10 protein-coding genes are annotated in these 13,434 nt (G+C 48.4%); 7 read left to right on the top strand and 3 right to left on the bottom strand.

The genetic code is table 11. The annotated features are described in order from the left end of the window. Positions 1–108 precede the first annotated feature (108 nt). Positions 109–1,428, top strand: coding sequence for a histidine--tRNA ligase (gene hisS, locus F4V45_RS02530; RefSeq protein WP_150336917.1), 1,320 nt, complete (start codon positions 109–111; stop codon positions 1,426–1,428). Further along, the gene (locus F4V45_RS02525) at positions 1,425–2,741 is read left to right on the top strand and encodes a CapA family protein (protein WP_150336916.1); all 1,317 of its coding nucleotides are present in this window, start codon (positions 1,425–1,427) and stop codon (positions 2,739–2,741) included. The genes hisS and F4V45_RS02525 overlap by 4 nt, the downstream gene beginning before the upstream one ends. On the opposite strand, the gene F4V45_RS02520 is transcribed toward F4V45_RS02525, so the two are convergent. The 3 genes from F4V45_RS02520 to purH are packed head-to-tail and all read right to left on the bottom strand — an operon-like array spanning position 2,644 to position 5,276. Then, a complete protein-coding gene (locus F4V45_RS02520; protein ID WP_150336915.1) occupies positions 2,644–2,988 on the bottom strand; it encodes a hypothetical protein in 345 nt (114 codons plus the stop codon). The genes F4V45_RS02525 and F4V45_RS02520 overlap by 98 nt on opposite strands. After that, entirely contained in the window at positions 2,969–3,661 is a 693-nt protein-coding gene (ung, locus tag F4V45_RS02515) for a uracil-DNA glycosylase (RefSeq protein WP_150336914.1), read from the bottom strand. Before ung ends, F4V45_RS02520 begins: the two co-directional genes overlap by 20 nt. A gap of 10 nt (positions 3,662–3,671) precedes the next feature. Then, positions 3,672–5,276, bottom strand: a complete 1,605-nt coding sequence (gene purH / locus F4V45_RS02510; RefSeq protein WP_150336940.1) for a bifunctional phosphoribosylaminoimidazolecarboxamide formyltransferase/IMP cyclohydrolase — start codon at positions 5,274–5,276, stop codon at positions 3,672–3,674. 136 nt (positions 5,277–5,412) lie between these two features. On the opposite strand from purH, the gene F4V45_RS02505 reads away from it, so the two are divergent. From F4V45_RS02505 to F4V45_RS02485, 5 genes are all read left to right on the top strand, one after another. Beyond that, a complete protein-coding gene (locus tag F4V45_RS02505; protein WP_150336913.1) occupies positions 5,413–6,606 on the top strand; it encodes a pyridoxal-phosphate-dependent aminotransferase family protein in 1,194 nt (397 codons plus the stop codon). A 2-nt stretch (positions 6,607–6,608) separates the two neighbouring features. Further along, entirely contained in the window at positions 6,609–8,036 is a 1,428-nt protein-coding gene (gene rimO, locus F4V45_RS02500; RefSeq protein WP_150336912.1) for a 30S ribosomal protein S12 methylthiotransferase RimO, read from the top strand. Between the two features lie 2 nt (positions 8,037–8,038). Further along, a complete protein-coding gene (locus F4V45_RS02495; RefSeq protein ID WP_150336911.1) occupies positions 8,039–9,730 on the top strand; it encodes a Gfo/Idh/MocA family protein in 1,692 nt (563 codons plus the stop codon). 61 nt (positions 9,731–9,791) lie between these two features. Next, positions 9,792–10,448: a phosphatase PAP2 family protein gene (locus tag F4V45_RS02490; RefSeq protein ID WP_170235131.1), complete on the top strand. Its 657-nt coding sequence runs from the start codon at positions 9,792–9,794 to the stop codon at positions 10,446–10,448. 1 nt (position 10,449) lies between these two features. After that, positions 10,450–13,413 carry a heavy metal translocating P-type ATPase gene (locus F4V45_RS02485; protein WP_150336909.1) on the top strand — a complete coding sequence of 988 codons (2,964 nt, stop codon included), beginning with the start codon at positions 10,450–10,452 and terminating at the stop codon, positions 13,411–13,413. Positions 13,414–13,434: the final 21 nt, after the last annotated feature.

Genomic DNA, 13,434 nt, shown 5'->3' with positions numbered 1-13,434 from the left:
TGGGGTCTCCTTTGTGGGTTGTGTGGCTTGCGTGCTTGCCTAGCTAAATGATAATTTTAGCAACTTTGTTGTAATATCGCGCCTTTAGATTCTGGCTTGGAGTAGTATATGGCAGATACATCGCTTATCGTTCCGCGCACGCTTAGTGGCTTCCGCGATCGCCTCCCTAAAGAAGCAATGGCAAAGGAGAAGCTTTTGCAAAAGCTCTCTAGTGTGTTTGAGAGCTTTGGCTTTGCGCCTATAGAGACTCCGCACTTGGAGTATGCAGATATTTTGGTCAAACATGGGAGCGATGAGATACAAAAAGAGCTATATCGCTTCAAGGATCACGGCGGGCGCGATGTCGTCTTGCGCTTTGACCAAACCGTGCCTTTAGCGCGCTTTATCTCGCAGTATAGAAATGAGCTTGATCTGCCCTTTAAACGCTTTGCTATTGGGAATGTCTTCCGCGGAGAGAGAGCGCAAAGGGGCAGATATAGGGAATTTACGCAATGTGATTTTGACTTTATCGGCAGTGATTCTATCGGCTGTGATGCAGAGATTATCCAAGTCATTTATGCTTCCCTAGCCACGCTAAATATTGATGAATTTACCATTTGGGTCAATCACAGAAGTATCCTAAATGGGATTTGCAAGCACTTTGGTATCACAGAGATTGAGCGATTTTTGCGCACCATTGATAAGCTAGAAAAAATCGGGCAAGAAGGTGTAGCAAAGGAGCTAGAAGAGCTTGTGGATTCTAGTAAGATTAGCGAAGTGCTGGGCATTATCACAATGCACCAGACCATTGCTATTGATGAGTTTTTAGACTCTGTGGCGTATATGAAAGCGTGGAATGATGAGCTGAAGAAGGGCTTAGAAGAGCTTGAAGAGATGTTTTCTATCCTAAAAAACCTTGAGATGGATCAGTCAAGATGCCGCGTGGATTTCTCTATCGCTAGGGGGCTTGGCTACTACACAGGCATTGTGTATGAGACGACACTCAATCGGCTTAAAAATATCGGCAGTGTCTGCTCTGGTGGGCGGTATGATAATCTCACAAAGTCCTTTTCTAAAGAGCCATTAAGCGGTGTGGGGGCGAGCATTGGGTTAGATCGCTTGCTAGCAGCATTAGAGGAGCTGGGATTGCTGCAGGGTAGGAGCACAAGTGCGCGCGCGCTTATTGCGTGTATGGATAGCTCTTATCTAGGCTTTGCGCATAAAGTCGCGGAGTCCTTGCGCCGCAGTGGAATCTACACAGAAGTCTATCCCCAAGCCCAAAAGCTTAAAAAGCAGCTAACTTATGCTAACAATAAAGGGCACGAATACTGCCTAATCATCGGGGAAAATGAGTTTATAAGCCACACTTTCACGCTTAAAAATATGACCACAGGTATGCAGCTAGAATCGCTAAGCTTTCTCCGCGCTCTAGAGATTATGAAAGAATGAAAGCCATCATATCGCCACGCGGACACCCCCTGCTCAAAAGTGGATTCTACTACTTGGTGCGCTTTGTGGGGATAGTAAGCATAGCAGCCTATATCAGCGCGTGCGCTCCCAAATACGATGACGCCCCCACGCGCTTGCAGCCCCAAGACCTTAGTCTAGGGAGTAAGAAAATCTTCCTAACCACATCGCAAGCGTGCGTGCCACACTTGCAGCCCCAAGCCTTACTAAGCTTTGTGGGCGATAATGTGCTAGGGGATTATAAGGGCAGCTCTGGGGCGACATTTAATGCCAAATTTGCCGAAGTGGGTGGGGATTTGGGGTATTTCTCTTTAGGGGTGCGCGAAGTGCTAGAAAGCGATGATTTAAGCATTGGCAATATGGAGGGTGTGCTTAGTGATAAGTCTCTGAAAAATGCCTTTGATAAGCCCTTCTCTTTCAAAGGTGCTTCAAAATATGCCAAGATTCTAACTACTGCAGGCTTTGAGGCGATGAATATTGCCAACAATCACTCGCGTGATTATGGCAAAGAAGGCTTTGAAGATACGATTAAGCATTTACGCGCGCAAGGTCTTGCTGTCTTTGGGGAGGGGATTGTGCATATCTATGAAGTCAATGGCATAAAGATCGGGCTAGCTGGGCATAGGGGCTGGAATCTAGGCATTAAGCCCCAAGTGGCAAGAGAGATTAAACTGCTAAAGGAGCAGGGCGCGGAGCTAGTGATTTTCACCTTTCATTGGGGGGAGGAGCGGCAGCACTATCCTAACGCCGCGCAAAGAGAGCTAGCGCGCTTCACTATTGACTCTGGGGCGGATATGGTAGTGGGGCATCACCCCCATGTCTTGCAAGGTGTAGAAACATACAAGGGCAAAAAAATCATTTATAGCCTAGGGAATTTCATCTATGGTGGAGCGAAAAACCCAGCTGATAAAGATAGTATGATCTATCAAACGCGCTTTATCAAGCTAGATTCTGCGCGCAAAAGGCGCGAGTTTATGGAAGATCTGCGCTTTGATGCGTGCGCACAAGAAGCCTACTTGCAAAAGCCCTTTATCAAAGGCGTGGAGAGAGTCGATGAGCTAGGGGACTTTGTGCTAGTGCATAGTGTAGTCCCAGTAAGCATTAGCTCCACACCAAGCTACAATGACTACTCCCCTAGAATCTATGCCAATGACTCTAAAGGCTTTGAGCGGATCTTGCGTAGGCTAGAGGCTTACTCTATGCTAAAAAATCCCACCAAAAGCCCTGCCAAAAAGCCCAGCGCGCCAGCCAAGCATAAACGCCAAAGCCCGCAAGCAAGCACCAAGAAAAAGTAGATTCTAGGTTTGGGATTGATTGTGAAAAAACGATTCTAAGATTTCTAAAGAAACCTGCTGCGGCTACGCCTTGCACCGCTTCGCTGGTTTTGCGGTGGGGCTGTGGCTGTTTTACACGATTTTTAGGGTAGGAGTTACCTAGATTGGTAATGACTGCCATAAAAATCGTGTAATCAACCGCATTGCTCACCCAAGACTGAATCGCTTGAAAAGTAGATTCTAGGTAGTTAGATAAGACTCCAGTCAAATGGCTCTTTGCCCATTGCCTGAAGCGCATTTTGCGCTTGTAGAAATACCCCGCTGCCTACAAATCCTTGTGCTAGGGGGCTTGGGTGTGCCGCTTCTATAATGCAGTGCTTGCTAGAATCTATAAGTGCCGCCTTTTTGCGCGCATAATTGCCCCAAAGCATAAAGACAATGCCTTTATACTGCATTGAAAGCGTGCTAATAATTGCATCGCTAAAGTTCTCCCAGCCAAAATGTCTATGTGAGGCGGCTTTGTGTTTTTCTACGCTAAGGATCGCATTTAGCAGTAGTGCGCCTCTATGCGCCCACGCGCTTAGATCGCCGTGGCTTGGGGGCGTTATGCCCAAAGTGGATTCTAGCTCTTTATAGATATTGCGCAAGCTTGGTGGGATAGCCACGCCTTTAGGCACGCTAAAGCTTAGCCCCATAGCTTGGGGGACTTCTATGCCATCGATCATCTTGCTGCCGTGGTAGGGGTCTTGCCCTAGGATCACTATGCGCACGCGTGAAGGCGGCGTGAGATTGAGTGCGTGGAAAGTCTTATCACTAGGGGGGAAGATGGTGGCGTGGGATTTGGCTAGGGCGTAAAGCTTAATAATATAGGTGAAGTATGGCTTATCAAACTCATCAGCCAAAAGCTCTACCCACTCTTTGTGTAAGGTCTTTGGGATCATTTGCTAGATTCTAGTGCAAAAAGTGTCGCACGCCGGTGAAGTAAAGCGCGATATTATGCTCATTTGCCGCAGCTATGACTTCTTCATCGCGCAGGCTACCACCGGGCTGGATTATGGCACTTACACCTGCTTGTGCGGCTAGATCCACACTATCACGGAATGGGAAAAATGCTTCACTTGCCATAGCACACCCTGTGGTATCAAGCCCCATATCACGCGCTTTAGCAAGGGCAGCGCGCTGGGCATCGACCCTGCTTGTCATACCCATACCAATGGCAAGCAGCGCGCCATCTTTGACATAGGCTATGCAGTTGGATTTAGTAAGTGCGGCGATGATATATGCGATATGCAAGTCTTGTAGCGTGCTAGAATCTGCCCTAACCTTGCCTTGGCATTTGGCATTTGCTACCTCATCACTTGTGATGTAATCACTCTGCTGATAGACAAACCCCCCGCCAATATGCTTGAAGTCCATAGGGTCTAGCGGTAGGGCTAGTGCTGGCATAGATCCTGCTAGCGCATTGGCGCAGGAGCTAGAATCTAGATTCTGGCTATGGTTTGCGCGCGGGCTTTGGTATGGAAGGGTGAAGATTTTCATTCTCTTTTTGGGCGCGAAAATCTCTAGCGCATCTTGGGTAATATCACTTGCCACTAGCACTTCGATAAATGTCTTGCTCATCTCCTGTGCCAATGCCTTATCCACCACGCCATTTACTGCGACCACACCTCCATACGCGCTTATGCTATCGCACGCTAGCGCGGCTTGGTAGGACTCTAGCAGGCTATCTTTCATCGCAAAGCCGCAAGGATTGCCGTGCTTGATGATACTTACTGCCTTTTTGTCTCCAAAGCTAGCTGCTAAACGCACCGCGCTAGCAATGTCTGTAAAGTTATTAAAGCTTGGCTCACCCTTTAGGATATGGAGATTTGTGCTATAAAAGCTATCAAACTCATAGAGCGCGCCTTTTTGGTGGGGATTCTCACCATAGCGCGTTTGCAGCACTCTTTTACCGCTGATAAACACGCTCTCCCCAAAGCCTTCACAAAAGCGTGTATTCATATAATTAGCAATGGTCGCATCATAGTGGGCTGTATGGCTAAAGGCTTTTATCATCATCTGCCGCCTAAGCTCTAGGGTGTTTCCCCCATTCTTTAGGGCATTGATGATTGCTGGGTAGTCGCTAGGGTTAGTGATGACTAGCACAGATTTATATGCCTTTGCCGCGGCGCGCACCATACTAGGACCACCTATATCGATATTTTCTATAATTTCATCAAAGTCATTAGTGCGCTGTGTTGTCTCATAAAATGGATAGAGATTGACACATACAAGATCGATTGGCTCTATGCTATGGGCTTTTGCTTGCTCTATATCTTTGGCATTATCTCTGCGGTGCAAAATGCCGCCGTGGATTTTAGGGTGCAGTGTTTTGACCCTGCCATCAAAGAGCTCTGGGCTTTGCGTATAGGAGCTTACTTCTGTGGCTTGTATATTGGAATCAAGAAGGGTTTTAAGCGTCCCACCTGTGGATAGGATCTCAAACCCAAGCCCCACAAGCTCTCTAGCAAACTCTACAATGCCGGTTTTGTCGCTTACGCTAAGGAGTGCTTTCATCATAATGTCCTTTTAGATTCTAGGGATTTGGCTTTGTGTGATAAATGGCAAAGCCAATGCCAGCGCAACGCTGGGCTGGCATTATATAATAAATGATATAATCCCCCTTCACAAATCTAGCGCGATAAGGACTGCTATGCTACTTTTCACCCCCGGACCAACCCCCACGCCAGAATCTATCCGCCAAGCGATGGCGACCCCCACACTCCACCACCGCACCAAAGAGTTTGAGAGCATTTTTGCCAAGGCAAGGCTTGGGCTACAAACTATGCTCAATATGGAAGAAGTGCTTCTACTAGCAAGTAGTGGCACAGGAGCTATGGAAGCAAGCGTGCTGCAGTTTTGCCACAGCAAGCTACTTAGCATTAGCTGCGGGAAGTTTGGGCAAAGGTGGGGGAAGATCGCATTAGCAAACAATCTCCCCCACACCGAGCTTGTAAAGGAGTGGGATACGCCTATAAGCGCACAAGAAGTGCTAGAAGCTTTGCAGAGCGACCCTAGCATTGATACCCTAGCTTTGCAGGTGTGTGAGTCTGCTGGGGGCTTGCGCCTGCCTTTAGAGCAAATCGCGCGCGAAGTGAAAGCATATAGGCAGGATATTATCATTATCGCTGATGCCATTACGGCTATGGGCGTTGAGCCACTTGATACTACGCATATTGATGTCCTGATTGGCGGGAGTCAAAAGGCATTTATGCTGCCACCGGGTATGAGTATTATCGGGCTTTCAAAACGAGCATTAGAAGTGCTAGAAGTTCGCCCCACGCATAGGGGCGGACTATACTTCAGCTTCCTTACAGAGCTAAAAAACCAGCGCAAAAACACCACCGCTTGGACTGCGCCTACCACGCTTATCAGCGGGCTTGTGCGGTATTTTGAAATAGTCCAAGCCCTAGCCAATACCAACTTAGACTCCGCCCTAGAATCCACTTTTACACAAGAGTTAGATTCTAGCCTGCTAGCACAGGGCTTTGCCAAAGCATATACCCACACCAAAGCCATCGCCCTAGCTACAAGAGAAGCGATCAATGCGCTAGGCTTATTTCTCTACCCCAAATCTCCTGCCCTAGCGATGAGTGCCATAGCCCACGCAGACTCTGCTAAAATCCGCCAGCGTATGAAAGCTCTAGGGGTCAATGTCGCTGCTGGGCAAGACCATATCAAAGATAGCATTTTCCGTATCAATCATATGGGGCTTATCCACATCTATGAAGCAAGCTATGCCATAAACGCGCTAGAGCTAAGCTTGGATACGCTTGGGCTACGAAGCTTTGATGGCGCGGGGAATGCGAGCTTTTTTGGCGCGCTAAAAAAGCAAGAAATACTCTAGCTATGCGACCACGACTGCATTTAATCTCTCTTGGCTGCACTAAAAACCTTGTCGATAGTGAGGTTATGCTAGGGCGGCTTAGCGCGTGCGAAATAAGTGATGAAATCACCCAAGCAGATGTGATTATCATCAATACTTGTGGCTTTATCCACGCGGCAAAGCAAGAGAGTATCCAAACGATTTTAGAAGCGGCAAATGCGCGCAAAAAGGGCGCACTACTTGTAGTAAGCGGCTGCCTAAGCGAGCGATATGCTAAAGAGCTAGAGCAAGAAATCCCAGAGATAGATCTAATCATCGGTGTGCGTGATTATGCCAAGATTGATGTGCTCTTAGAGCAAAAGGGCTTCGCACTCCCGCGCTTTTTTGCCGCCCCTAGTGCGCCACCTAGCCCTAAGCTTGCACCCCTAGAATCTAAGATTCTATCCAGCAGCGATAAGGTCTTTTTAGCAGATGAGAAGCATAAGCGAGTCATCGCAAACTCACGCCTACACGCCTATATCAAGCTAGCAGAGGGCTGCAACCAGTGCTGCTCCTTTTGCGCGATCCCAAGCTTTAAGGGCAAGCTACAATCACGAAGCATAGAATCTATCTTGCAAGAGGTAGAAAATCTCTCTAAAGAAGGCTTTGTAGATTTTAGCTTCATCGCCCAAGATTCTAGCTCCTACCTGCGCGATCAAGGGCAAGCAGATGGGCTAATCCAGCTCATAAAAGCCCTAGATTCTCAAAATCTAGCCAAAAACGCTAGAATCCACTACCTCTACCCAACTACCACAAGCCCCAAGCTCATCGAAGCGATGATTGACTCACCCATCGTGCAAAACTACTTTGATATGCCTATGCAGCATATCGCAGATCCTATGCTTAAACGAATGCGCCGCAACCACACAGCCGCGCAAGTCTTAGAGCTGCTAAAGCTTATGAAAGCCGCGCCAAATGCGTTTTTGCGTAGCACCTTTATCATAGGGCATCCGGGCGAGAGTGAGAGCGAGTTTGAGCAGCTGCGCGAGTTTCTAGCGCAAGGGGTGTTTGATCGTGTCAATCTCTTTGCTTTCTCTAGTGAAGAAGGCACGCTAGCACACACAATGAGTGGCGCAGTCCCTGCTAAAATAGCCAACGCTAGGCTCACTATCTTGCAAAAGCTTTTAGCCAAGCAGGCAAAAGAGCGCGCTAAAGCCTTGCAAGGTGCGAGAGTGCAGGCATTTATAGAATCTAAAAGTGCCATAAGTGAGTATTTTTATAGTGCTAGGGATCGCAGATGGGGGTTAGAAATTGATGGTGAGATATTGATCAATGAGATCGCGCTAGAATCTAGCCTAGATTCTAGCTCTGTGGATTCTAGCACGCTTGCTCCCGGGCTCTATGAAGTGCAAATCACGCAGACTAAAGACACAATGCTTTTAGGCAGTGTGGTTAGGGATCTAGGCTTATAGCGATGAAATGCGCGCTTGTGGGGTGTGGATATTGGGGGGAGAAGGTGCTAAGTGCAATGTGCGAGCCAAGTGCGCAAGAGTCGCGGGATTTAGGCGTGCTAGAGCCTTATGGCACAAGGCTGCTACAAAGGGCAGATTTTACGCTTATAGGCGTGTATGATAGCAGCCTAGATAATGCGCAAAAAGCGCGCCAAGCTTACCCGCATTTACATATCTATCCTAGCTATGAAGCCTTGCTGGCAGATAAGCAGATAGAAGCCATCTTTCTCATCACCCCACCTGCTAGCCACTTCCCCCTAGCTAAAGCCGCCCTAGAATCTAAGAAGCATATCTTTGTCGAAAAGCCTTTAGCACTAAGCTCTAAAGAGTGCGCGCTGCTCTATGAGCTAGCCAGCAAGCAGGGCGTGGTGCTACATTGTGATCATATCTTTTTGTATGCGCCAGCGGTGCAGTGGCTAAGGGCGCATATCCAAGAGTTTGGGCAGATCCACTCTATCCACGCAAGGCGCGCAAGTCTTGGGCGATTTCAAAAAGAAGTGAGCGTGGTGTGGGATCTTGCCTTGCACGATGTGGCGATTTTAGCGTATGTGCTAGGTTCTAGCGTGCTAGAGCAGATGAAGCCTTGTGTAAAGCTTGTTGATGTAAGTGGCTATCTCGCTTTAGCGGATATAGGGTTTAGCGGTGCTGGAGAGCCACATATCTCTATCCATACTTCGTGGCTCTCTCCTAAAAAGGTGCGCGAGATGGTGATTGTGGGGACAAGGGGGGTGGGGGTGTATGATGAGGTGGCAGAAAATAAGCTTACCTTATTTTCCGTGGATTCGGTCTTGGGTGAGCAATTTGACAAGATTGAAAATTTTGTGAAAGGCACGACCGCCAAGGTCGCTAACCTTCCCAAAAATCCGCAAAGCTCCCACAGCCCCACCGCAATTCCTAGAATCCTTGAAGAAGAAAAAGGAGCTGAGTGTGAAACCCAAACCGAGCTAGAATCTAACTTTTTAGATTCTAGCTCTCCGTCATTGCGAGCCGATTCATCGGCGTGGCAATCCAATTCTGCGCAAACAGAATCCAATCAAATCAATGGCGCACGCAAAGCGTGCAACCTTGAAAGCGTCGCCCTTGGCTTGGGGGCAAAAGGAGTGAAAAAAGAGGGGGGGATAAGGGAGTCGAGCTTGCCAATTCAAGCCCCCCCGTCCCCCCTTGAAAGGACTTTATCCCAAACAAAGCTAGAATCTAGCCATACCGCGCAAAAAGTAGATTCTAGTGTAGATTGCCGCGCGGATTTTCAATCCGCTCGCAATGACAGAAGAAGCGCGATTGGTGAAAAAGTGGATTCTAGGAGTGAAGTAAAAACTCTAGCCAACTCCGCAAAGGATTCTAGGAATTGCGATGAGAAATCGGGGCTTTCAAGCGATTGGCAAGGGAGTTACCTTAGCGGTAATGACCGCAGACAATCGTGCAGAATCGCCGATTTATCGCGCAAAGCCGAATCCTCCAGCGACAAGACAACGCCAAAAACCAGCAAAGCTCAATTCTCTAGCCAAGCTGAACTGCCCGCAACTCCGCCACTCATCTCTTCAATCGCGCATTTTTATGCCCAGATCACGCAGGGGCAAATATGCCCAGAATTAGCGCAGCACACTTTGCGCGTGGTCCAAATCCTAGAGCAAATCGATGCAGCCACTTTGCGCTAAGAGATTGCGCAAGTCCCTTGATATGCGCTACAATGCGCCAAATTTACCCCTAAGGATTTGTATGTATATAAGGGCATTATTGCTTCTAAGCGTGCTAGTAGCCAGCCTAGTGGCTAGCCAAGTAGAGCAGACACAGGAGAAGCAAGATATTTTTATAGACTCTGTGCGCTCTATTAGTTTGCGTGAGTTTGGCGATGTGGCGCAGTTCTTGCCGGCAGCAAGCCTTGCTTATGCGATTTTTTTACGCGATTTTGTGGGGGCTAGGCAGCAGGCTGTAGGCTATGTAGCAGTGGTGGCTAGCACCTATGCGATTAAATATGCCTTGCATTATAGCGCACCCCTAAGTCCTAAAATCCAAAGCCTATCCAAACGCCCAGATGGAGAGAATTTCGAGGGCTTCCCTAGTGGGCATACGGCTTCAGCCTTTGCGGCGGTAGGGTTTTTGCAGAAGCGTTATGGGCTGCGCTTGGGGCTGCCAGCCTTAGCGATTGCAAGTGTGGTTGGGATCTCTAGAATCCACGCTCAAAGACACACGATCACGCAAGTGATTTGCGGAGGTATGCTTGGGTTTTTCCTATCCTTTATCCTAGCTTCTAGGCGCGATGATAAGCACACAGGGGCAAGGCACACAAGCTTTGGTGGCACAAAGGGCGCAACCCCACCTAGCACCAAGGCGACTTTGTGCGAGTGCGCCCTGCTAGCATTGATGGTGGTATAGCTTGCAAGACTTCGCTCAAGCTAGCACTTCTTGTAAATGCTCGCATTGTCAGCGTAGCTTCCCACTCTCTAAGCTCTCACATAGCAAAGATTCTAGTGGCAATGATGTGTATTTCTGCTGCAATGGCTGTGAGAGCGTGTATAAGCTTTTGCACCAAAGTGGCTTTGGCGGGTTCTATGAGCGATTAGGTGAAGTAACGCTAACCCCCCTAGAGCAAAGGCGCGTAGATTTTAGCTACCTTGATGAGCCTAGCTTTTTGCAGCAGCACACAGCAAAAATGGGAGAGCTTAATGAAGTAAGCCTTGTGATAGGGGGCATTCACTGCGCGGCGTGTATATGGCTTAATGAGCATATCCTAAGTATGCAAAAGGGTATTAAAAAGGCTTCTATCAACTACACAAACAACAAAGCAAAAATTCTCTTTGATAGCGCGCAAATTAGCTTATCTAGGATTTTTGAGCTTATAGAATCTATCGGCTATATCGCCCACATTTATGACCCAAAAGTGCAAGAAGAGCAGCTAGCGCAAACACAAAGGAGCTTTTTTATCTCCTTTGTGGTGGGGGTGTTTTGCACGATGAGCATTATGATGGTGGCTATCGCGCAGTATGTGGGGTATTTCTATGGTATGCAGCCCTTGATGAAAGATGTGCTAAATCTCATCGCTTGCTTGCTTGCTACTCCGGTGCTGTTTTATACAGGGAGGGTGTTTTTCTCCGGGGCGTATTATGGGCTTAGGCAGGGCTATATCGGTATGGACTTTTTGGTCGCCTTTGGGGCGAGCTTGACATTTATCTACTCAATTTATGCGAGTATTACGCGCAGTGGGGAGAGCTACTTTGAATCGGTGGCGATGATTATTCTCTTTGTCTTTAGTGGGAAGTTTTTGGAAATGCGTGCAAGGCGCGCTGCTGGCGATAGCCTTGATAAGCTGCATACTATCCTACCAAGTATGGTTAGAGTCGAGCGCGCTGGGAGCTTGCAAACCTGCGATGTGAAAGACTTGCGCATAGGTGAGCGGGTGCATATTGCTGTGGGAGAAATGCTCCCTTGTGATGGGGTGGCTTGCAGTGATACCTTGCTAGATATGCGCTCGCTCTCAGGGGAAAGCTTGCCCGTAGGCAAGAAAAGTGGAGAAGAAGTGCTATCTGGGAGCATTGTGCTAGAAAAGTCGCTTGTGTATGAAGTGCGTAAGCGGTATGTGGATTCTACGATGAGTAAGATTATCACCCTGCTAGAAGAGAGCCTAAGCTCTGCCCCTAGGATACAGAATCTAGCCAATAGCTTGGCGAAGTATTTTTCTCGCTTTGTGCTTTTCATCGCGCTAGGTGGGTTTGTGTATTGGTGGGTGGATTCTGGGTTTGATCAAGCACTTATTATCACTATATCTGTGATTGTGATCGCTTGTCCCTGCGCGCTAGCTCTTGCTACGCCTATTGCTAGTGTGGTGGGGATCTCGCGCGCGTATAGGGCTGGGCTGGTGTTTAAAGAAGCGCGGTTTTTAGAAGTGCTAGCGCGCGCAAAGTCGGTGGTCTTTGACAAAACCGGCACGCTCACAAAGGGCAGCCCAAAGGTGCAGTATATGGAGCGATTTGGGGAGTTTGATGAAAATGTGCTAGCGCATTTTGTGCGGCTCTCTTCCCACCCCATATCAATGGCTGTGGCAGAGTGCTTCCACCCAAGCGGAGCAGTGGAGCTAGGCGCGGTGGTGCAGGTGGATTCTAGGGGGATAAGGGCGAGATGTGGAGGGGTGGAGGTAGTGGGAGGGAGTGTAGAGTTTTTGCTAGATAGTGGCGTGAGAGATTCGGCGTTGGGTAGTCATTCCGCAGATTTAGCAAATTTTGGGGCAACCGCAGACCACAAGTCTAGCTCTGCCACAAAATTTGCTAAAAACTACGAAAGCAATACCGCAATTCCTAGAATCTTTGAAGAAAAACAAACTAAAAGCAAAAACCAAACCGAGCTAGAATCTAACTTTTTAGATTCTAGCTCTCCGTCATTGCGAAATACTACGGAAGCAGTGGCGTGGCAATCCACGCATAACGCACAAAAAAGCAAAAAAGTAGATTCTGGTGTAGATTGCCACGCAACCGCTACCGCGCTCGCTCGCAATGACAGAAACAACGCCCCAACTCTAAACGAGCTAGCACAAGATTCTAGGAGTTTTGACAAAAACGCTCCAAGTGTAAGCGACTCGCAGGCGGTAGGATTTTGCGATGATTTTGTGGGTTGTCAAGGCGTGGGCGAAGGGATTTACCTTGTCGGTAATGAGCAAGCCCACGCCGCAGACTCCCGCAAAAGCGCGCAAAAGCCAACGCCCTTAAACGCTATGAGCGTGTTTGGCTATGCTATAGATGGCTCACTTAAGCTTATTTGCTACATCAGCGATGAGCCAAAAGATGGGGCGAAAGAGCTTGTAGCATATCTACAAAGCAATGGCAAGCAAGTCGTGCTGCTTAGTGGTGATAGAGCTGGCGCGGTAGAGTCTGTGGCGAGATCGCTTGGGATTAGGGAGTTTCATAGTGGCTTGCTCCCAGCGCAAAAGGCGCAATATATACAGGATTTGCAAGAAGCCTTAAGCACGCCTAGGGGCAAGGGGCTCTGGCGCGAAGATCCTAGTGTAGTGATGATAGGCGATGGGCTTAATGACATCGTCGCGCTCAAAAACGCTGATGTGGGGATCTCTATGGGGGCTGGGAGTGATATAGCCATCGCTCAAAGTGATGTGATCGTGCTAGATGATAGTCTAGCTAGCTTGCAAGCAGGCTTTGGTATCGCTAGGGAGACTTATGCTAGGATTTATCAAAACCTAGCCATAAGTCTAGCCTACAACGCCCTGCTAATCCCGCTGGCTTTATGTGGGTTTGTGATACCGCTAGTGGCGGCACTTAGTATGAGTCTATCGTCGCTGCTTGTTGTGGGGAACTCCCTGCGCAAAGGTAGCGTGAGCAGCGATGGTGCGTAGCTCGCGCGCGATTTAGCATAG

It is taken from the genome of Helicobacter canis, from assembly GCF_008693005.1.
Taxonomy (GTDB): Bacteria; Campylobacterota; Campylobacteria; order Campylobacterales; family Helicobacteraceae; genus Helicobacter_B; species Helicobacter_B canis.
The sequence above is the reverse complement of the archived record's forward strand: the minus strand, read 5'-3'. Positions and strand labels throughout refer to the sequence as shown.